The sequence below is a fragment of the Ruegeria sp. AM5 genome (assembly GCF_056540645.1).
On the sequence record NZ_JBQFXC010000008.1, the window covers coordinates 63954 to 83640 of the forward strand.

General features: G+C 56.7%; 16 protein-coding genes. 5 read left to right on the forward strand and 11 right to left on the reverse strand.

The genetic code is table 11. The annotated features are described in order from the left end of the window. Positions 1-19: 19 nt before the first annotated feature. Positions 20-538, forward strand: coding sequence for a L,D-transpeptidase family protein (locus tag ACR0AH_RS16745; protein WP_170408782.1), 519 nt, complete (start codon positions 20-22; stop codon positions 536-538). Between the two features lie 7 nt (positions 539-545). On the opposite strand, the gene ACR0AH_RS16750 is transcribed toward ACR0AH_RS16745, so the two are convergent. The 7 genes from ACR0AH_RS16750 to cysQ all read right to left on the reverse strand — a co-directional run bounded on the left by ACR0AH_RS16750 (position 546) and on the right by cysQ (position 8436). Next, positions 546-1979: a nodulation protein NodH gene (locus ACR0AH_RS16750; protein WP_480592874.1), complete on the reverse strand. Its 1434-nt coding sequence runs from the start codon at positions 1977-1979 to the stop codon at positions 546-548. 6 nt (positions 1980-1985) lie between these two features. Then, positions 1986-3686, reverse strand: a complete 1701-nt coding sequence (locus tag ACR0AH_RS16755) for a DUF5927 domain-containing protein (RefSeq protein ID WP_480592876.1) — start codon at positions 3684-3686, stop codon at positions 1986-1988. Then, positions 3683-4669, reverse strand: a complete 987-nt coding sequence (locus ACR0AH_RS16760; RefSeq protein ID WP_480592878.1) for a glycosyltransferase family 2 protein — start codon at positions 4667-4669, stop codon at positions 3683-3685. The genes ACR0AH_RS16755 and ACR0AH_RS16760 overlap by 4 nt, the downstream gene beginning before the upstream one ends. A gap of 146 nt (positions 4670-4815) precedes the next feature. Then, positions 4816-5832, reverse strand: a complete 1017-nt coding sequence (locus tag ACR0AH_RS16765) for a glycosyltransferase family 2 protein (RefSeq protein ID WP_480592880.1) — start codon at positions 5830-5832, stop codon at positions 4816-4818. Between the two features lie 26 nt (positions 5833-5858). Beyond that, on the reverse strand, positions 5859-6842 hold the full coding sequence (gene galE, locus ACR0AH_RS16770; protein ID WP_480592882.1) for a UDP-glucose 4-epimerase GalE: 984 nt from the start codon (positions 6840-6842) through the stop codon (positions 5859-5861). Beyond that, a complete protein-coding gene (locus ACR0AH_RS16775; protein WP_170408777.1) occupies positions 6839-7639 on the reverse strand; it encodes a 3-deoxy-manno-octulosonate cytidylyltransferase family protein in 801 nt (266 codons plus the stop codon). The genes galE and ACR0AH_RS16775 overlap by 4 nt, the downstream gene beginning before the upstream one ends. After that, on the reverse strand, positions 7639-8436 hold the full coding sequence (cysQ, locus tag ACR0AH_RS16780; protein WP_170776418.1) for a 3'(2'),5'-bisphosphate nucleotidase CysQ: 798 nt from the start codon (positions 8434-8436) through the stop codon (positions 7639-7641). Before cysQ ends, ACR0AH_RS16775 begins: the two co-directional genes overlap by 1 nt. 122 nt (positions 8437-8558) lie before the next feature. Between cysQ and ACR0AH_RS16785 the strand changes: the two genes are divergently transcribed. Beyond that, complete coding sequence (locus tag ACR0AH_RS16785) at positions 8559-9386, forward strand: ABC-2 transporter permease (protein WP_170408775.1); 828 nt, start codon at positions 8559-8561, stop codon at positions 9384-9386. 54 nt (positions 9387-9440) lie between these two features. Here ACR0AH_RS16785 and ACR0AH_RS16790 read toward each other — a convergent pair whose 3' ends face one another. Next, positions 9441-10043: an alpha-ketoglutarate-dependent dioxygenase AlkB gene (locus ACR0AH_RS16790; RefSeq protein WP_170734081.1), complete on the reverse strand. Its 603-nt coding sequence runs from the start codon at positions 10041-10043 to the stop codon at positions 9441-9443. A gap of 213 nt (positions 10044-10256) precedes the next feature. Here ACR0AH_RS16790 and dnaK point away from each other — a divergent pair, with 213 nt between their 5' ends. From dnaK to radC, 3 genes are all read left to right on the forward strand, one after another. Continuing rightward, positions 10257-12164, forward strand: a complete 1908-nt coding sequence (gene dnaK, locus ACR0AH_RS16795) for a molecular chaperone DnaK (protein ID WP_170399312.1) — start codon at positions 10257-10259, stop codon at positions 12162-12164. A gap of 74 nt (positions 12165-12238) precedes the next feature. Then, positions 12239-13390, forward strand: coding sequence for a molecular chaperone DnaJ (gene dnaJ, locus ACR0AH_RS16800; RefSeq protein ID WP_170399308.1), 1152 nt, complete (start codon positions 12239-12241; stop codon positions 13388-13390). Between the two features lie 158 nt (positions 13391-13548). Continuing rightward, positions 13549-14304: a RadC family protein gene (gene radC, locus ACR0AH_RS16805; RefSeq protein WP_170399305.1), complete on the forward strand. Its 756-nt coding sequence runs from the start codon at positions 13549-13551 to the stop codon at positions 14302-14304. 3 nt (positions 14305-14307) lie between these two features. Here radC and ACR0AH_RS16810 read toward each other — a convergent pair whose 3' ends face one another. From ACR0AH_RS16810 to secA, 3 genes are all read right to left on the reverse strand, one after another. Beyond that, positions 14308-15864 (reverse strand): phosphate ABC transporter substrate-binding/OmpA family protein, encoded by a 1557-nt coding sequence (locus tag ACR0AH_RS16810; protein ID WP_480592884.1) that lies wholly within the window; start codon positions 15862-15864, stop codon positions 14308-14310. Positions 15865-15889: 25 nt separating this feature from the next. Then, positions 15890-16807, reverse strand: a complete 918-nt coding sequence (locus ACR0AH_RS16815) for a hypothetical protein (protein WP_480592886.1) — start codon at positions 16805-16807, stop codon at positions 15890-15892. Positions 16808-16907: 100 nt separating this feature from the next. After that, on the reverse strand, positions 16908-19625 hold the full coding sequence (secA, locus tag ACR0AH_RS16820; RefSeq protein ID WP_480592888.1) for a preprotein translocase subunit SecA: 2718 nt from the start codon (positions 19623-19625) through the stop codon (positions 16908-16910). Positions 19626-19687 lie beyond the last annotated feature (62 nt).

The following is a 19687-nucleotide window of genomic DNA, read 5'->3' on the forward strand; positions in this document are numbered from 1 at the left end:
GCATCAGGCAGTGAAAATAATGGATCGTCGAGCATTCGGAATGGGCGCAATGGCAACGCTGAGCCTTTCAGCATGTGCCTCAGCCAAACCCAGATTTCTTTCTTATCGCGGGCCCGAGGTGACCTCGATGGTCATCAACAAAGGTGCACGCAAGCTGTATTTGCTCCATAACGAGCAGATTTTGCGGGAGTATGATATCGATCTAGGATTTGCGCCCAACGGCACGAAAAACAAAAAAGGCGATGGTCGTACGCCCGAGGGTACCTATCTGATCGACCGCCGCAATCCGCGCAGCAGGTATCATCTATCGTTGGGTATATCGTATCCCAATTCGGAAGACTTGGCTAAAGCCAAGGCCGCAGGTGTTGATCCGGGCGGCGACATCTTCATTCACGGACAACCCAATCTGCGATCCGAGTTCAAGCGGGCTAAGAAGACCCCGGATTGGACGGCAGGTTGTATTGCGGTCAAGAATGATGAGATCGAAGAGATCTACGCCATGGTGAATGAAGGAACCGTGATTACCCTGCGCCCCTAAGCAAGGTTCAAAGCGGTTTCCAGTCACCAAATCCAAATACAGTATAGTCGCGCTGGTACGCTTCCTTCGCCAGCGCTTCAAGCTGTGCGTCGTAAATCTGATCAAGTGCAAACGGCGCGTCCGGCTTGGCCTTGTTTGGGGTTGGTGGGGCTGTATGCCCAATTTTGTAGGCAAGGTCGGGCAAGGCGGTTTCCATCTCATCCTCGCGAAGGATCAGGTCGGGCATGGTGAAACCGGCCATGCCTTCCAGCGTCTGCGCCTGTCCGCACCATTCCCCATCCACACGGATCGGGGTTTGACCCGCCAGAATACTGCGCAGCATGCCCAGAAAGGCCGCGAACGCCTCGGAATGCTGATCGCGGGTATAATTGCTGAGATCACCCTTGGCAGGTAGAGGCACCTTGTACCGTCGGCTCAGCATATTGCGAATGCTGACATATGCGCCGGGGCCTGTGTGCAGAATACGGTCGCAGAACACAGCGTGCGCGCGCGCCAGCGGATGGCGCAGCACCGTGAATTTGCGGTGACCGGGATGATCCTGCATCCATTGACGGGTCTGTTTTTGATTGCGGCCGGTGATCAGGTCGGCTTGAGACACCCCGTCTAGATCGGCAATCCACTGCACCACTTCAGCCTCGGGGCCGCCGCGCACCGGAAGGTACATCAGCGAAGTTTGCGCAGCACCCACATAGCGCGAAACAGCCGGCCCGCGGTGCGGCTCGTAACTTGGGATATGGTGTAGCTTGAAGCGGTCACGTTGCGACAGGGCCAGCTCCATATCATCTGGATTGGTCACTTTCGACCGGGCAGGCGCTGGGTTTTGACGTTTGAGATGCTGGTTCAGCTCCTTAAGACGTGCGCTGACGCCAAGCCACGCGGCAAGGCCGTTCAGAACGTCCAAATCTGTTAGATCGTCATAGTCGATGTAAAACGGTGTTTGCCCGGTGGTCTGCAGATGTTTGAGCACTGTTTGTTGAAATGCTTGCCGCTGGTCGAGCTGTTCGGCGAATTCTTCGGCATCGAAGGTGATCTGAGCTTCCCGCCGTTGCTTGATGTTCACTAACCGCCACTGCTTTGTTTCCAAGGCGATTTTCCACGATATGTAGCTATCCAGAGGGTTGCGCATCAGAATGATTTTGGCGCAGCGCGGATCATCCAGCGCCGGTGGCAGCGCCCGCGCATCGTGGTCGCTGAAAAAACGAAAGCCGTTCATCTCGCCCGGAGCCTTTCGGATAGCGTCGATTAGCGCCATCGGGTCGCGTTCACGATCTTCCAGGGTAAAGCCCAGAACGCTGTCCAGTTTTGGCAGGCCGACGAAATAGGGGTTAAACGCTTCTCCGTGACACGTGACGCCATCCAGCGTGTTCAGCTGTAATTCAAGCAGGTTCGAACCTGTGCGCATATCGGCCAGAACGATGAAATAATCGAAGCGGCGGGTCATTTTAGGTTACTGCACCAAATAGGGCTTCTTGAACGATTTGGACTGTGCGCCAAACACGTCATTCACAGGGAAATCCCCCATCAGATAGGGATGCATCCCTTGGTTCTTGAGGTTTTGCAAGAACTTTCCGAACCCGGTCAGATTCACCATCGTCGGTGCCTCGGTCAGATGGGTGGGTTTGGGCGCGCCCATGTCTTCCAGAACGGTCTGCAGTTGCTCCATAGGGGATTCCACAAACTCTGCCATCGTCCATATTCGAATGCGCGTCTTTGCGCGGGCGGCATCCAGCAGCTTGAGCTGTTTGCTTTCGATCTGTTGTAGGCGGGCAGCTTCGCACCGGATATCGGCAAAATTCAGGTTCGAACGGAACAATGGAACCGCCCAGGCCCCCGAGATGACCGCAATATGTGCATTCTGGTCTTGCGTCAGGAATTCATTGATTTTCTGAATATCCGTTGGCCCGAATTGAAAGCACTGACGCTCGCCTCGTGTATTCCAGATGAGGTTCGACAGAAAGGCCGAGGGGTTATAGTCGCGTAGCGTGGCGCAATCGCTGAGCGCACCGTTGATGATCGTCTCATCTTCGGCAAATTGCGCCCGTTCGGGACCGAACAGGTGCCCATGCACCCGCCCGCCGATGGCGTTTGTCAGCCAAGGTTCGAAATCCTCGAACAACTCGGTAAAGCCTTGAAACACCGAATAGGGAAAGGCTGTCAGGCTGCGCTCCGTAGCCGCGCGAGGGAAGCGGCTTTGCATATAAAGACCATCACGACCGCGAACGCGCCGCTCGACCGCTTTGGAAAACACCCGGTCGATCTTGCCGGGGTTGGGCTCGGCCGGGGTCAGTGCGCCTTCGTGGTCGGTCAGGAAGGTCTGATACAACCGGTTCGCGCTGTGCCAGACTTTGCGCGCCACGAAACAGTCGGACCGGCGCAGCAATTGTAGGTGATCGTCGTAGAACATGTGCGGCCGACCTTGATAGTCGAACTTCGACAGAGTCAGCGATCGGCTTTCGATATGGGTGGAATAGAGCCGTGCCAGTGTCTGAAAATAGCTTTCATCGGGAATCCAGACCTGGCGGAAATAGCGATCATATTCGGCGCGCTTAGGATCCTGAAGAATGGCCGACAAGGTTTGGCGGGTCAGACACCACCACTGGCTGCCCATATGGGGCACCAGACCGTCTGGAATTCTGCGGCGCAGACCGAGGGCGCGTTGCAATCGCACGTAATTGTCAAACAGTTTTCGTTGCCTGCGCCATGAGAAGGGGAACCTCAGGGTGAAACGCTCCAGGTCCAGGCCGCCGATCGTCCAGCTCACGTCGCGCGTGGTGGCGCTTTCGATGAAATCGACACGGGGTCGGTCGGCCAGATAGTCGATCAGATCAGCGACCGGACGCAGCGGCAGACACGCGCCTGAAGACAGATATACATGCCGGACGTTCGGAAACTTCTCCAACATAAGCGATGCGGCGGATTGTGATGCGGCGACAATACCCCAGCCGCCCCATTCACAGACATGGCGTTTTGAAAACAGGATCAGCGGTTCATCCGAACAAGCGGCGACAAAATCGGAATAAGCCGGATCGCCGACTTTCTGATCTACATGAATGACCACAGGACAGCCCGAGGCGGCCCAATGGCGTGCCACCTGCTCAACCCGATCCAGCGCGGTGTGCACCAGCATTACGATGCCCAAGGTGCTCATGCCCAGTTCCCCTTGGACATCAGGCCGAGGATCTCAATCTGTCGCCAGTTGATGTATTTCTCGGACCATTTGTTCCAGAAAACCGGATTATCCTCTAACTGCTTGGCATAAGCCTTGTACTCGCCCGACGCAGCATAGTGCTGTCCGCGCAGCAACTCTTCTTTAGCTTTTTCCCCAAGCGTATTGATCAGCTTTGCATGCAGCAGCGCTCCGCTGGTTTTTTCACCGCCCTGCTCTTCATAGACCTGATTGAGCCCGCGCGGCAGCAAGGCGTGGGTTGAGCTGACATAAGCGTAGCGCCGGTGCCATTTCACAAGAGGTATCTTGTTCAGGGCTGGAGCCTTCAGGGGATTGTCCTGAAAGAAAACCCGTGCGCGTGCACCGCCTTGAATCCACAGATTCCCATAGGTCGGGTTGCGGGTAATCATGAAGTTGCCTGAATCGAACCAAGGCGTGACTTCAAAAGGGTTCTGGCCCTCATGATAGGGCGCATCCATGATTCCGGTTTCGGGATACATGTCGATCAGCATGGTGCCGAAACTGCGCACACCAGTATCGTCCAGCCAGTCGGTCAGGGCGCGGATCGGGCGGGTATCGCAAAAAGGATAGATAAAGAATTCATCCGGATCGACCGTCAGAACCCAGTGCTTATGCGCATAGCGGCGCAGCAGGTAGTTGGACCAATCCAGACCAAAGGTCGCATTCTTGTAACCTACATCCGTCCACCACAGCGAAACGTCCGGCTGGCTGCTCAGGTATTCGTGGGTGCCGTCATCGCTGTTGTTGTCCACGCACAGGAAGTGATTGATGCCAAGCTTTCGATAGTAGTCTAAGAAATAGGGAAGGCGGATCTTTTCGTTCCGCATCACGCTCATCAACAAGATGTCGTTTTCTTTGATCTTGTTGGTGTTATCTTGCACCGCTTTCAGATCCCGACGCCGACGTAGGCAACGCAGCAGGCGGCGCTTGCGCCGCAATCTCATGCGATAGGAATCCAAAAGGCTCACGCGGCTGCCCAACCTTTTTTGATACGCGCGTCTGCCCGGGGCCGCCTGAGGCCTGAGTGGTGCCGGACATTAACGTTTTATGACATCTCTGCACCTTGTGAGGCAACGGGTTTAAATCCGGTTTACTTCCCCCCTGTGGCAGGAAATCCGCCCGCGTTCATGAGCCCAAGGTCTTGTAACTGTTGCCAATCACTTAGTTTGACCGAGTCAGAAGTCCAAAGATCAGGCCCGCTGATGATCCCGTCATAATAGGCGCCGAACCGATCGGGGTCGTGAAAATGTTGCCGCCTCTGTTTTTCGATCCGCGATTTGTCGACAACCTCAGGCAGGAATTTCGTGTGGAGCAACACGCCCGAGGCGGTCTGCCCACCCGGACCGTCATATTCAAAATTCAAGAACCGGGGCAGCGCGGAATGGCACGAATTCACATAGGCCATATGTCGTGACCACCGGGTTAGAGGGATCTTGTTTAGGGTCGGTGATTTTTGGGGCTGATCTGCAAAAAACGCCCGCTCGCGTACGCCTCCCTGAACCCAAAGGTTGCCCATCGGCCTTTGGCGCTGGGCACGATAGGGGCCGGGGTCAAACCAGTTCAGGCAATCGGTTGGATCGGAATGCGGATCATAACTTTGCTTGCCCAGCCGACCTTTGGGATAGAGATCCAGCATCATCGCCCCAAACGTGGTTTGACCGCGCGCGTCCAGCCATGCAGTTAAATCGCGCATCGTATGGGTGTTGTGATGGGCGTAGATCAGTAACTCATCGGCGTCGACCATCAACGTCCAGTGGTCGTACCCAAGTTTCCACTGCAGCCAAGTCAGCCAATCCAACCCGAACCGGGACGCGCGATAGCTTGCCGTAGTCCGCCACAGCGACACATCCGGCTGTTCGAGCAAATACGGGACCGAGCCGTCATCGCTGCCATTATCCACCATCAGAAAATGATCAATGCCCAGCGTGCGATAATGGTGAAAGAACCACGGCAGACGGGTGATCTCATTCCGCAGCGTGGTAAAGGCCAGAATGGCGCCGGGTGTGATCTTTTGCGTGTTGTCAGTCAACGACTTCAGTTGATGGCGGCTGCGAAAGGATCGCCACAACAGCCGCTTGCGTTTCAGGCGCAGCTTGTAGCGCTGCACCCAGCTTAGCGGCTGATCCTCAAGCCTCACTTGGTGTAGCCGCCATTCTGATGCCAACGCCAGGCATCCGTGATCATCGTCTCTAACGTTGATCTTTTTGGTGTCCAGCCCAGCTCTTCCTTGGCTCGGACCGAGCCTGAAACTAGACGCGTACAATCCCCGGCCCGGCGCGGGCCGATGCTATACGGCACCGCACGGTTGGTGACGGCTTTGGAATGCTCGATGACTTCCATCACCGAAAACCCCGACCCGGTGCCCAGATTGAACACGCGGCTTTCTTTGCCCTGTTCTAGCCACTTTAGCCCCAGTACATGTGCATCGACCAGATCACAGACGTGTACATAATCGCGGATGCAGGTGCCGTCGGGTGTGTCGTAATCGGTGCCGAATACAGTCAAGCCACTCCGCTTGCCATCGATGGCGTCCAGCATCAGCGGCACCAGATGGGTTTCTGGTTGGTGAAACTCTCCAACTTCGGCATCCGGGTCGGCCCCGGCCACGTTGAAATAGCGGAAGATCACGTGCTTCAGGCCATATGCGGCTTGGAAATCACGTAAGATGTCCTCGATCGCTCGTTTCGAAGCACCATAGGCATTCAATGGCTGCTGCTGAGTGCTCTCGTCCAGCACAACGTTGTCATGTTCGCCATAGGTGGCGCAGGTCGACGAGAACACAAAGTTCCAACATCCCGCATCCACAGCCGCTTGTATCAGTGTCAGCGAACCGGTGACATTGTTCGACCAATACGTTCCGGGCTCAGCCATCGCTTCGCCGACCTGACTGAGGGCGGCGAAATGTATCACGGCGGCGGGTTGGTATTTGGCGAACACTTCGTCCAGCCGGGCGCGGTCCAGCAGGTCGCCCTGCTCGAAAGGGCCGAATTTCACCGCGTCCTGCCATCCGGTGACAAGATTGTCATAGGTTACGGGCGTATACCCCGCCCTTGCCAGTGCCTTGCAGGCATGAGAGCCGATATAACCTGCACCACCTGTAACCAGAATATTTGTCATTCAAGCCCCATAGCGGCCATCATTTCTTCGATCTTGGCCACGTCCTGCGGGTTGTTCAGCTCCCAGAACTGACGACCTTTGGCTTCAACTTCGACACACAGAACCTTGCGGCCGTTTTCCATGAAGCGCAGCTGTTCCAACCCTTCCAGTGTCTCCAGCGGACCGCTAGTCCAGCCCGGATAAGCAGTCAGAGCGTCAGGCCGATAGGCATAAACTCCGACGTGGTGGAATACCGGTGTCGGGTCACTGCTGGCATAGGTCTCGGCTGTGAAAGGGATCACTTCTTTCGAGAAGTAAAGCGCGCTGTGGTCATTGCCGAACACCGCTGTAGTGCCCCCGACCCGGCCTTGCTTGCGATCGTTCAGTAATCCGTTCAGTGCGTCCCCGTCACAGCGCAGCACGGGGGTGGCCACACCCGCATCTGGCGCGTTGCGCAGACCCGAGATCAGGTCTTCAACAAACCAATGCGGGGTCAAAGGCGCATCCCCTTGCAGGTTGACGACGATGTCATAACCGCCACCCAGAGCCGAGTGCGCCTCGGCGCAGCGTTCGGTACCGTTGCGGCAGGTGTCTGAAGTCATCACCACCTCGGCACCAAATCCCTCTGAGACTTCGCGGATACGGTCATCGTCGGTTGCCACAACCACGCGATCTACGCCTGACACGGAAATCGCAGCGCGCCAGGATCGTTCGATCAGAGTCATGCTGGTTCCGTTTGCCCCGGTCAGCGGAACCAGAGGTTTGCCTGGATAGCGGGTCGAAGCGTAGCGCGCGGGAATGGCAATCAATACTGACATCAGGCTTCCTTCAGCTCAACGCCTGGAGCATAGGCGATGAAAAATGGATTGGCATAGCCGTCTTTGCCATAGGTCAGCGGCGAATGGTCGTCAAAGCGCACCACATGTCCGCCCGCACCGGCCAGAACCGCGTGGCCCGCAGCGGTGTCCCACTCCATGGTGCGGCCAACACGGGGGTAGAGGTCGGCCTCTCCCGTCGCCACCAGACAGAACTTCAGCGACGACCCGGCACTTTTGCTGTCGCGCACCTGATATTTGTTGATGTAATCCTCGGTCGCCTGATCCCGATGCGACTTGGATGCAACGATCATCAGCGCCGAATTGTCTGGTTTAGAGACTGATATTGGCGTCAACACACCCGGCTGATCTTTGTCCAGTGCGCCGGTTTCCTCGACAGCTTGCCCATCGGCTTGCGTATAGAACATCCGCCCCCGCGCCGGTGCGTAAACCACACCGCGCGTCGGCACGCCGTTCTCGACCAGAGCAATATTTACCGTGAAATCGCCCCGCCGGTTGACGAACTCTTTGGTGCCGTCCAAAGGATCAACGATCAGAAAGGTTTCACCCTTTTCGGAATGCGAAGCTGCCTGTTCCTCGGTCACCAGCAGGATATCTGGAAAAGCCTCGCGCAATCCGGCCGAGATCAAAGCATCCGCCGCCTCGTCCGCCTCGGTTACCGGGCTTGAGTCTGACTTGACCTTGACGTCGAAATCATCCGCTTCATAGATCTGCATGATCTTGTCGCCTGCCTGCAAGGCCAGCCGCCGGATGACGGGAATAAGCGCGTCATAGGTCACAAAAAAGCTCCGTTTCTGTGGTTTGTTGATCAGGGCATCTCACGGACTTATGATGCGATGGATACGGAACAGCAAGAATTTCGTGCCAATTTGCGGCTGACACAGCAGGAAAGAGTATTCGAGTGTTTCACTACAAGCGAAATCAGTCGTTGCTGGGCGGGGTTTTCACCACCGCCGAGCTTATATTCCATGCGGTGGTCCGCAATATCCGCTCGCAGCATTCAAATGCGGTGATCGCAATCCTGATAAACATTGTTCAGGTCGTTCTTCTGGTGACGGCGTTTTATATACTTATGACGCTAATTGGTCGAATGACCGGCATGGCCAAAATCCGGGGCGAGATGGTGTTGTTCCTGCTCTCCGGAGTTTTTCTGTTCCTGACGCATATCAAGTCTGTCGCTGCTATCGCCGGGGTTGGATCCGGCAACAATCCGATGACACTGCATTCGCCGATGACCATGATGGTGATGTTGTCAGCATCTGCCTTCGGTATTCTGTACACGCAGCTTGTCTCGATCCTGGTCATCCTGTTCGTCTACAGCGTAGCCGTCTCGCCCCTTGTAATTCAGGAGCCCGGCGGTGCTTTTGGGATGCTTTTGCTGGCATGGTTTGTAGGATGCTCAGTCGGTCTTGTGTTTCTGGCGCTAAAGCCCTGGTTTCCAAATACGGTAAGCATCCTGACAAGTATGTACCGTCGTCTGAACATGATATTTTCTGGCAAGATGTTCGTCGGCAACGCATTGGGTGGGTTCATGCTGACTATGTTTGCGTGGAACCCGCTGTTTCACATCATAGATCAATGCCGTGGTTTTGTGTTCCGAAACTACTTTCCCCGCAACTCCAGTTGGGAATACGCGCTTTGGGTCGGGATAATCCTGACGATGATCGGCCTGCTGGGCGAGTTCTATACCCGTAAGCAGGTCTCGAAAAGCTGGGATGCGCGACGCTGATCTTGGCGGTGCACACTTTATCCTGAAAAGCTGATCCCGAATTTGGATTGTGTTTCACGTTGCGACTCTCAAAGTCAGGTTGATGCGTCCGCCCTTTGGCAAAAGTTTGGATGATCCAAACCGGATGCGATCAACCCCGTGATAGGTCAAGCGTGCCGGGCCGCCCATGATCACCACATCGCCCGAGCTCAGCCAGATCGACTCGGTCTTGCCGCCCCGTGTTGTATTGCCGATGCGGAATAGCGCGTCATCGCCCAATGAAATCGACAGCACGGGCCACGAGAAATCGGCCTCATCCTTGTCCTGATGCAGGCCCATCTTGGTGCCTTCACCGTAATAGTTGATCAGACAGCAATCGGGCCGGCGATCCGCGCCCGTCAGGTCCTGCCAGATGGTCAAAATCTCATCTGGAATCGCGGGCCATGTCATGCCCTTTGGGTGCGTGTCCTGATACCGATAGCCCGCCCGGTCAGTGACCCATCCCAGCGCCCCGGCCGAGGTCATGCGCACTGACATTTCCTTGCCCGAAGGTGTCACGGGCCGATAAAGCGGTGCCACTTTCAGAATCGGCCTAAGCAGGTCAACTAGATGCGACTGCGCCGCCGCATCCAAATAGCCTTTCCGAATATCAAATCCGCGCAATAACAGCCGCGCCATTCCAGAATCCCCAAACCTTGCCAAAACCTTGCCAAAAAAGGCCACAGATTCCCGAAAACCTGCGTTTCTGAACGCTTGCAGGCCCCTGTTCTCGCCCTTATATACGCCTCGACGCGCGATGGTGTAGTGCTGTCGCGCACATCAATCGGGGGCAGGATGCCGCAACGGGTCCAACCCTCGGGACATCGCCTTGAATGGAAAGGGATTGAAAATATGGGAAAAGTAATCGGGATTGACCTCGGTACCACCAACTCGTGTGTGGCCATCATGGACGGCTCGCAGCCGAAGGTCATCGAAAACGCCGAAGGGGCGCGGACCACGCCCTCGATCGTCGCTTTTACAGAAGATGAGCGTCTGGTCGGTCAGCCTGCAAAACGTCAGGCGGTCACCAACCCCGACAACACGATCTTTGGCGTCAAGCGTCTGATCGGTCGTCGTGTGGATGATGCAGAAGTCGAAAAAGACAAGAAAATGGTGCCCTACGCCATCGTTGATGGCGGCAATGGCGACGCGTGGGTTGAAGCCCGCGGTGAAAAGTACTCCCCAAGCCAGATCTCGGCCTTCACTCTGGGCAAGATGAAGGAAACCGCAGAAAGCTATCTGGGTGAGGAAGTCACGCAAGCAGTCATCACCGTTCCGGCATACTTCAACGATGCTCAGCGCCAGGCCACCAAAGACGCCGGTAAAATTGCCGGTCTGGAAGTGCTGCGGATCATCAACGAGCCGACAGCGGCTGCTCTGGCCTATGGTCTGGACAAGGAAGAAACCCAAACCATCGCGGTTTATGACCTTGGTGGTGGTACTTTCGACGTAACCATTCTGGAAATCGACGACGGTCTGTTCGAAGTCAAATCGACCAACGGTGACACCTTCCTGGGTGGTGAAGACTTTGACATGCGCATCGTCAACTACTTGGCGGATGAGTTCAAAAAGGAACACGGTGTCGATCTGTCTGCCGACAAGATGGCCCTGCAGCGTCTGAAAGAAGCTGCTGAAAAAGCCAAGATCGAGCTGTCCTCGACCTCGCAGACCGAGATTAACCAGCCGTTCATCTCGATGGGCTCGAACGGTCAACCGCTGCACATGGTCATGAAACTGACCCGTGCCAAGCTGGAATCGCTGGTTGGCGACCTGATTAAGAAGTCGATGAAGCCTTGCCAGGCTGCCCTGAAAGACGCGGGCCTGTCGGCTGGCGACGTGGATGAGGTTGTTCTGGTCGGTGGTATGACTCGCATGCCGAAAGTGATCGAAGAGGTCACCAAGTTCTTCGGTAAGGAGCCGCACAAGGGTGTGAACCCGGACGAAGTTGTTGCTATGGGTGCCGCCATTCAGGCCGGTGTTCTGCAGGGCGACGTCAAAGACGTGGTTCTGCTGGACGTGACCCCGCTCAGCTTGGGCATCGAGACGCTGGGTGGCGTATTCACCCGTCTGATCGACCGCAACACGACCATTCCGACGAAAAAGTCCCAGGTCTTCTCGACCGCCGAGGACAACCAGAACGCCGTGACCATCCGCTGTTTCCAGGGTGAGCGCGAAATGGCTGCGGACAACAAGATCCTGGGTCAGTTCAATCTGGAAGAGATCCCGCCCGCACCGCGCGGCATGCCTCAGATCGAGGTGACTTTTGACATCGACGCCAACGGCATTGTCTCGGTTTCGGCCAAGGACAAAGGCACTGGCAAAGAGCAGAAGATCACAATTCAGGCCTCAGGCGGTCTGTCGGACGAAGATATCGACAAGATGGTCAAGGATGCCGAGGAAAACGCCGAGGCGGACAAGGCGCGCAAAGAGCTGGTCGAAGCCAAGAACCAGGCCGAAAGCCTTGTCCACGCGACCGAGAAATCGATCGAGGAACATGGCGACAAGGTCGACCCGTCGACCGTCGAAGCGATCGAGCTGGCCGTTGCTGCGCTCAAGGATGAGCTGGAAACGGACAATGCCGACAAGATCAAGTCGGGCATCCAGAACGTGACCGAAGCGGCCATGAAACTGGGTGAGGCGATCTATAAGGCACAGGCGGAAGAGGGCGAAGATGAGCCCGCAGCCGCAGATGCCGCGCCGGGTGACGATGACATTGTCGACGCCGAGTTCGAAGATCTGGACGACGATAAGCGTAACTAACGGGTAACCGGGCCAATTTGGGCCGGTCCGGTTGCCGGGCCGGCCCGATTACGTTGAGGCAGAAGGAAATACTGATGTCCAAACGCGACTATTACGAAGTGCTCGGCGTGTCCAAGGGCGCTTCTGCGGATGAGATCAAAAAAGGCTTTCGCTCGAAAGCCAAACAGCTGCATCCCGATCGCAACAAGGACAACCCCGATGCCGAAGCGCAGTTCAAAGAGGCCAACGAGGCTTACGATGTTCTGCGCGATGCTGACAAGAAAGCCGCTTATGACCGCTTTGGTCACGCCGCGTTTGAAAACGGCATGGGCGGTGGCGGCGGCCGTCCCGGTGGCGGCTTCGGTCAGGGCGATTTCTCCAGCGCGTTCTCTGACGTGTTCGACGACCTGTTCGGCGACTTCATGGGTGGCCAGCGTGGGGCAGGCGGGGGCCGTCGCGCCGCACGCGGTTCAGACCTGCGCTATAACCTGCGGGTCACGTTGGAAGAGGCTTATGCAGGCCTGCAGAAAACCATAAACGTTCCTACGGCTGTGGCCTGTTCCTCTTGCGAGGGAACTGGTGCCGAAGGTGGTGTTGAACCTACCGCATGTCCGACTTGTTCCGGCATGGGTAAGGTTCGCGCGCAACAGGGCTTTTTCACGGTTGAGCGCACCTGCCCGACCTGCTCTGGTTTGGGTCAGATCATTAAGAACCCTTGTAAGTCGTGCCAAGGTGCGGGGCGCGTTGAAAAAGATCGCGCATTGTCCGTGAACATCCCTGCCGGTGTCGAGACCGGCACCCGGATTCGTCTGGCTGGTGAGGGTGAGGCCGGAATGCGTGGTGGTCCTCCCGGTGACCTCTATATTTTTGTCGAAGTTTCCGAGCACAAGCTGTTCGAACGTGACAGCGTGAACCTCTATTGCCGTGTGCCAGTCAGCATGGCCAAGGCAGCACTTGGCGGTTCGATCGAGGTGCCGACCATCGACGGTGGTCGCGGTCGTGTTCAGATTCCTGCCGGCAGCCAGTCGGGCCGCCAGATGCGCCTGCGTAGCAAAGGCATGCCCGCCCTGCGCGGCGGAGGCATCGGGGATATGTTCATCGAACTTGCCGTGGAAACTCCGGTCAATCTGACCAGTCGTCAGAAAGAACTTCTGCGTGAGTTTGACGATTTGGGTGAAGATAACCACCCGGAATCTAAAAGCTTTTTCTCTTCTGTAAAGTCCTTCTGGGATGGCATGAAGGGTTAAACGGTTAAGCAAGGGGGCTCTGCCCCCATCACCCTTTGGGCGACCCCCCCGAGATATTTATGGCCAGATGAAACAGGGGATCCGTGTGTTGCCGATCCGGCGGGCAGGGATAAGGCGCGTTAACTTTTCGGAAACCGATTCTGCGTCAGAGTGGTGTTATGACCCAAGACGCCTTTGCCGAAGCCCCCATGCTGTTCGATACGGATGAAGCACCGGCGCAGCCGCTGCCCGTTGGTCGGTTACCCTCCTACATCAAAGACCATCGCAAGCGGCTGCGCGAAAGGTTCATGTCTGGCGGATCAGCAGCGATGCCGGATTATGAACTGCTGGAACTTGCTCTGTTCCGATCCATCCCGCGTCAGGATGTGAAACCGCTGGCTCGGGCACTGATGGAAGAGTTTGGTGATTTCAATCGTGTGTTGACTGCACCCGAGGAACGGCTGCGTCAGATCAAAGGCGTTGGGGACACGGTGATTACCGATCTGAAAATCCTTGAGGCCTGTGCCCATCGCATGGCGCGTGCCCGGGTGATGCAACGGCATGTGATCTCGGGATGGGATGCGCTTCTGGACTATTGTCACACCACGATGGCGCACCGCGAGATCGAGCAGTTTCGTGTGTTTTATCTAGATCGCAAGAATGTGCTGATTGCGGATGAAGAGCAGGCCAAAGGCACGGTGGATCATGTGCCGGTCTATCCGCGAGAGGTCGCGAAGCGGGCGTTGGAACTCAATGCCTCGGCTCTGATCCTGGTCCACAATCATCCATCCGGTGATCCGACGCCGTCGCAGTCGGATATCGATATGACCAACCGGATTCAGGATGCGTGTTCCGCCCTTGGGCTGACTTTGCATGATCACCTGATCATCGGGAAATCGGCCGAACTGAGTTTCCGCTCGCAAGGCTATTTGTAAGGATTATCGGATCCAAACTTCGACCCGACGATTCACCTTACGGCCCCATTCGGTGTCGTCGCAGGCCATCGGCATGGCCTCGCCAAAGCCCTCGACACTGATTTCGATGCTGTCGGGGAGGCTGGTTTCGACCGATGCCAGCACTGCGTTTCGGACGGTTTTGGCTCGCTGCAGGGCAATACGTGAATTGGCGACCGCCGCGCCCTCGCCGTCACTAAACCCAACAAAGATCAATTGACGCGCCTCCAACGTTCCGCTTTCCAAAGCTTGCGCAAGGTTCAAGATGTTTGACCGGGACTGAGCATCGGGCCGCGAAGACCCCGGTTCGAACCGAAAGGACAAAGATAGCCGCGAAAGTGGACGGAGAGTTTCGATCATGCGCTGCAACTCTTCCAACCCGACCTCAGCTCCACCGGTGCTGATCGCATTGGCCAGCCGATCGCCTTGCAGCCCAACCTGGATTGTTTCAAGGGATTGATCGACAAATCCGGCTTGCCGGATGACCATCTGTGCGGCGCTGCTTTGGGTATAGGCCAAAAACTGTCGCGCGACTTTGGGCAATCGTCTTTGTGGCAAATAGAAAAACATGGGTGAGGTCAGCGGATAATCTTCGGTCTTGACCGACTGCCGCGTTGCCGGCAAGGCATGTCCGCATCCACCGGTCAGAGGCAGGGCGCGTGCAGCCCCGGCTTCGGCAAGGCTGGCGATGCCGATCGCGAATGGGTCGTTCGAGACTGCGCGCACCAAATCGCTGTTGCGGGTATGGCGTATGATCTTTGTGGTCATTGGTGCGTTCGTCGGCGACAACAGCAAATCCTCGACCGCCTGATCCAGCCCGGAACCGACCTGTGGCAGATGCAGAGAGATCGGCGCATCAGGCCCACCGAGATCGCCCCAATTTGCGACCTCGGCGGTGAAAACCTTCACCAGATCAGCAAGCGATATCTGGCGCACGGGATTGTCAGCCGACACGATTGGCACGATTGCATCCAGAGCCAAGACGCGCGACCGACGGGTTTGCGTCAGATCTCCGAGCCCAGCGGCTTTGGTCAACTCCAGTTCGTCTGATCGAATTTCCCGCTGCGCCAACACGACATCTGCGGTGTTCTCAACCAGATCGATAAAGCCGTCAGCCGTATCCGTTGCTCGAAATATGAACCTCGCCAAAGGCGCCTGCCGATCAGGCTGATTCAGGGCGTAGACCCGCAGGTCTCCGGTGCCCTCGGGCTGTGACAGGGTTAACCCTTCCTCGATGGCAAAGCCCTGTGCAAGCGCGGGCAGCAGTGTCTCGGCGATTACTGATGAGCCAGAGAAACGAACTTCGGCCACAAAATCCGTCAGGTTGGGGCAAGCTGGGCCGTCGCAGGTGACCCCCGATCCATCGACCGTCAGCTCTCCGAATTGCGTATCGACACGGTAGAATTCACCGTCGTAACCAAGAAGGGTGCCGACCACTTCTACCTTGCCGTCATGCGAGGTCAAAGTGATGTCCTGCGCGAATACGCTTTGTGCCAAGGATAAGGCAAAAAGCGCGGCGAACGCCGCACGAAGAATGTTCATTGGAAACCGTAGATCTGCCTGCTGCTTATTTGGCAGCGATTGTCAGGTCTGAGAACAGATTATTCAACACCAGAAAATCGCCAGCTGCCTCACAACCGGGCATATCCAGCGACAGGTCGCGTGAGCGTAGCCGTTCCGCGCGCCATTCCAATGATTGCACGTTTAGGGGCTTGCCGCAATTTGCTTCAGTGACCTCAGTTTCAACCGACAGTGTGATACTTCCGGCCTCGGTTGCGGTCTCGATGGGGTATGAATAAACCTCGATATTGCGCGCACCGTCCGAGCCGCCTTGACCCAGATGGATCACCGAGCCCGCACCGCCGGTTTCGGAGCCGGACCACACATGGCCTTCCTCCCCATAACCTGCGCCGAATTCCAGCGCATGAAGCTGCAGATCGGTTTCGCCCTGCCATTGCAATGCGACCCGGTTGAAGCTGTTGATCTCGGGCACATGCGTCGTCGCAACGGTGCCTTTCTCATCCGGCAGCGAAATCAGGAAAATAGCGTATTCCGACAGCGCCGGGATGGTCAGGTTCAAACCGCCAAGCGCATCGGTTTCGGTGCTGAAAACCAGCCCGTTGTGATGAACTTCGATGGTTTCGTTTGCGTGGCAGGGGGCCTTGACCCGCAGCCGTACATTCGCGCCGGGCACAGCCATGGCGCGCGCGCTCATATCGCAGCTCGAAGGTGAACGGCTGGTTTCAGGCGCAGGGCGCGAGGATTGAGGTAGTCTTTCGACGGGCGCTTCTGTCGGTGAAGAAGAGGTCAGAACAACGCTTTCCAACCCGGTCAGGTCTGAGTCCTGTTCCGAAATCGAAGCGACGCGTTCACCGCTCGGCTCAGCATTGCGTTGCTGCGCCGATCCGTTTTGCATCAAATATCCAATGGCCAAGGCGCAGGCAACGGTTCCGCCCGTGGTCACGTAGTTCTTAATGACAAACAAAACACCCTCCCCAGTTGAAGGAGCGAGTCGCAATTTGCTTCCGAAACAAGGCCAATATGTGGCCGTGAGGCGGACTCATTGTGGTGGAAAGCAGGTGACCTTAGGTCAACCTGCCGTGGCAATGTTTGAACTTCTTGCCCGAGCCGCAGGGGCAAGGATCATTGCGCGACGGGTTCCCCCAGGTTGACGGATCATCCTCGACAAAACCCGGGCGTCTGTCGCCAGAGGCTTGCGCTTCGGCTACCGCCTCGGCATTGTCTGCGGCTTGATCTACAGCTTGCTGGGCCTGTGCCTGCTGCGCCGCCATCTGCGCCAGCATTTCCTTTTGCTCTTCCTCGCTCAGCGGGCGCACGCGCGACAATTGCTGCGTGACGGTTTCGCGCAGAGAATCGAGCATCCCTTCGAACAGCTGGAAGCTTTCGTTCTTGTATTCATTCAGCGGATCGCGCTGGGCATAGCCACGGAAACCCACGACCGAGCGCAGATGTTCCAGCGTCAGAAGATGTTCGCGCCATTTGCCATCGATCGTCTGCAGCAGAACCTGCTTTTCGATGTTGCGCATGTTTTCCGGGCCAAAAGCCACGGCCTTCTGCGCCATCATCTCATCGGCGGCCTTGATCAGACGTTCGCGGATTTGCTCGTCATCCACGCCTTCCTCGGCGGCCCAGTCCTGAACCGGCGCATCGATGGTTAGCTTGTCTTTGACCGCTTCGTGCAGACCTTCTGTATCCCATTGATCTGCATATGATTTTGGCGGCATGAATTCGTCGATCATATCGTCGATCACCTGCTCACGCATATCGGACACGACATCCGACAGATCATCCGCTGACATGATTTCACGCCGCTGGCTGAACACGACTTTCCGCTGATCGTTCATCACGTCGTCGAATTTCAGAACGTTTTTGCGCATGTCAAAGTTGCGACCTTCGACTTTGGATTGCGCCCGTTCCAGCGATTTGTTCACCCAGGGGTGAATGATTGCCTCGCCCTCTTTCATGCCCAGCGTGGTCAGGACCTTGTCCAAACGTTCCGAACCGAAGATGCGCATCAGGTCATCTTCCAGGCTCAGGTAGAACACGGTGCGGCCCGGGTCACCTTGGCGTCCCGAACGCCCGCGCAGCTGGTTGTCGATCCGGCGGCTTTCATGACGTTCGGACGCCATTACGTAAAGACCACCGGCCTGCAGCACCTTTTCCTTTTCTTCCGCGTGCTTGGCTTCTTCTGCCGCACGCAACTCGGCCGGGTCAGCCTCGGGGTTTTCGGCCAGCGCCTGCAGCACCTTCATCTCGACATTGCCGCCCAGCTGAATATCGGTGCCGCGGCCCGCCATGTTGGTGGCGATGGTCACCGCACCCAGACGGCCTGCATCGGCCACGATCTGGGCTTCCTGTTCGTGCTGACGGGCGTTCAGCACATTGTGCTCGATACCCTCCTTAGTCAGCATCTGGCTGATCACTTCGGACTTTTCGATCGACGTGGTGCCGACAAGAACCGGCTGACCTTTTTCACCGGCCTTTTTGACCTGTTCAATAATGGCACCGTATTTTTCGGCTGTCGTGCGATAGACCTGGTCGTCTTTGTCCTCACGCGCGATTGGCTTGTTGGTCGGAACCTCGACCACACCCAGACCATAGATTTCCTGAAATTCTTCCGCCTCGGTCAGCGCAGTGCCGGTCATGCCGGACAGCTTGTCATAGAGGCGGAAATAGTTCTGGAATGTCACGCTGGCCAGCGTCACATTCTCGGGCTGAATCTGTACGCCTTCCTTGGCTTCGATGGCTTGGTGCAGACCCTCCGACAAGCGGCGGCCCGGCATCATCCGACCGGTGAATTCGTCGATTAGCACCACATTGCCATCCCGAACGATATAGTCCTTGTCACGTTGGAACAGTTTATGCGCGCGCAGGCCCTGATTGACGTGATGCACTACAGTGGTGCTTTCGGGGTCGTACAGCGAATGCCCCTCGGGCAGCAGACCCGCTGAAAGCAATTGCTGCTCCAAAAACTCGTTGCCTTCATCGGTGAACGTCACGCTGCGGCTTTTTTCATCGAGCGAGTAATGATCGTCCTGCAGCGTCGGGATCACGGTATCGATGGCAGTATAAAGGTCCGATCGGTCTTGTGCCGGCCCCGAGATGATCAGCGGCGTCCGCGCCTCATCAATCAGGATCGAGTCGACTTCGTCGACGATCGCGAAATTGTGGTGCTTCTGATAGACCTGTTCCAGATCGGCCTTCATGTTGTCGCGCAGATAGTCAAAGCCCAACTCATTATTTGTGGCATAGGTGATGTCACACTTGTACGCCGCCATCTTCTCGGCATCCGGTTGGCCCGACCAGATCACACCGGTCGTCATGCCAACGGACGCAAACACCTTGCCCATCCATTCCGAGTCGCGCTTGGCCAGGTATTCGTTCACCGTGACCACATGCACGCCCTTGCCGGTCAGTGCATTCAGATAGGCGGGGAAGGTGGCGACCAGGGTTTTGCCTTCACCCGTTTTCATTTCCGAGATATTGCCCTGGTGCAGGAACAAACCACCCATCAACTGCACATCAAAGGCCCGAAGACCCAGGGCGCGCTTGGCCCCTTCGCGGACATTGGCAAATGCTTCCGGCAGCAAGTCATCCAGCTTTTCACCGTCCAGCGCTCGTTTGCGCAGCTCAGCGGTTTTCTCGATCAGGCCATCGTCGGTCAGGATCTCGAACTCCGGCTCCAGCGCATTGATCTTTTCGACCAGCGGGCGGGCCGCCTTGATCTTGCGGTCGTTCGGTGTTCCGAACACCTTTTTGGCGAGCGTTCCGAGTCCCAGCATGTTCACTCCAGCGGATCTGTTTTTTTCTTGGTTGCGACAGGCTTGCCCACCTTGCGCGCAAC

Bases quoted from the DNA above. Each gene is read 5' to 3' on its own strand.
- ACR0AH_RS16745 (WP_170408782.1), top strand. From the start codon at position 20: ATGGATCGTCGAGCATTCGGAATGGGCGCAATGGCAACGCTGAGCCTT.
- ACR0AH_RS16750 (WP_480592874.1), bottom strand. From the start codon at position 1,979: ATGACCCGCCGCTTCGATTATTTCATCGTTCTGGCCGATATGCGCACA.
- ACR0AH_RS16755 (WP_480592876.1), bottom strand. From the start codon at position 3,686: ATGAGCACCTTGGGCATCGTAATGCTGGTGCACACCGCGCTGGATCGG.
- ACR0AH_RS16760 (WP_480592878.1), bottom strand. From the start codon at position 4,669: ATGAGATTGCGGCGCAAGCGCCGCCTGCTGCGTTGCCTACGTCGGCGT.
- galE (WP_480592882.1), bottom strand. From the start codon at position 6,842: ATGACAAATATTCTGGTTACAGGTGGTGCAGGTTATATCGGCTCTCAT.
- ACR0AH_RS16775 (WP_170408777.1), bottom strand. From the start codon at position 7,639: ATGTCAGTATTGATTGCCATTCCCGCGCGCTACGCTTCGACCCGCTAT.
- ACR0AH_RS16790 (WP_170734081.1), bottom strand. From the start codon at position 10,043: ATGGCGCGGCTGTTATTGCGCGGATTTGATATTCGGAAAGGCTATTTG.
- dnaK (WP_170399312.1), top strand. From the start codon at position 10,257: ATGGGAAAAGTAATCGGGATTGACCTCGGTACCACCAACTCGTGTGTG.
- dnaJ (WP_170399308.1), top strand. From the start codon at position 12,239: ATGTCCAAACGCGACTATTACGAAGTGCTCGGCGTGTCCAAGGGCGCT.
- radC (WP_170399305.1), top strand. From the start codon at position 13,549: ATGACCCAAGACGCCTTTGCCGAAGCCCCCATGCTGTTCGATACGGAT.
- ACR0AH_RS16810 (WP_480592884.1), bottom strand. From the start codon at position 15,864: ATGAACATTCTTCGTGCGGCGTTCGCCGCGCTTTTTGCCTTATCCTTG.
- secA (WP_480592888.1), bottom strand. From the start codon at position 19,625: ATGCTGGGACTCGGAACGCTCGCCAAAAAGGTGTTCGGAACACCGAAC.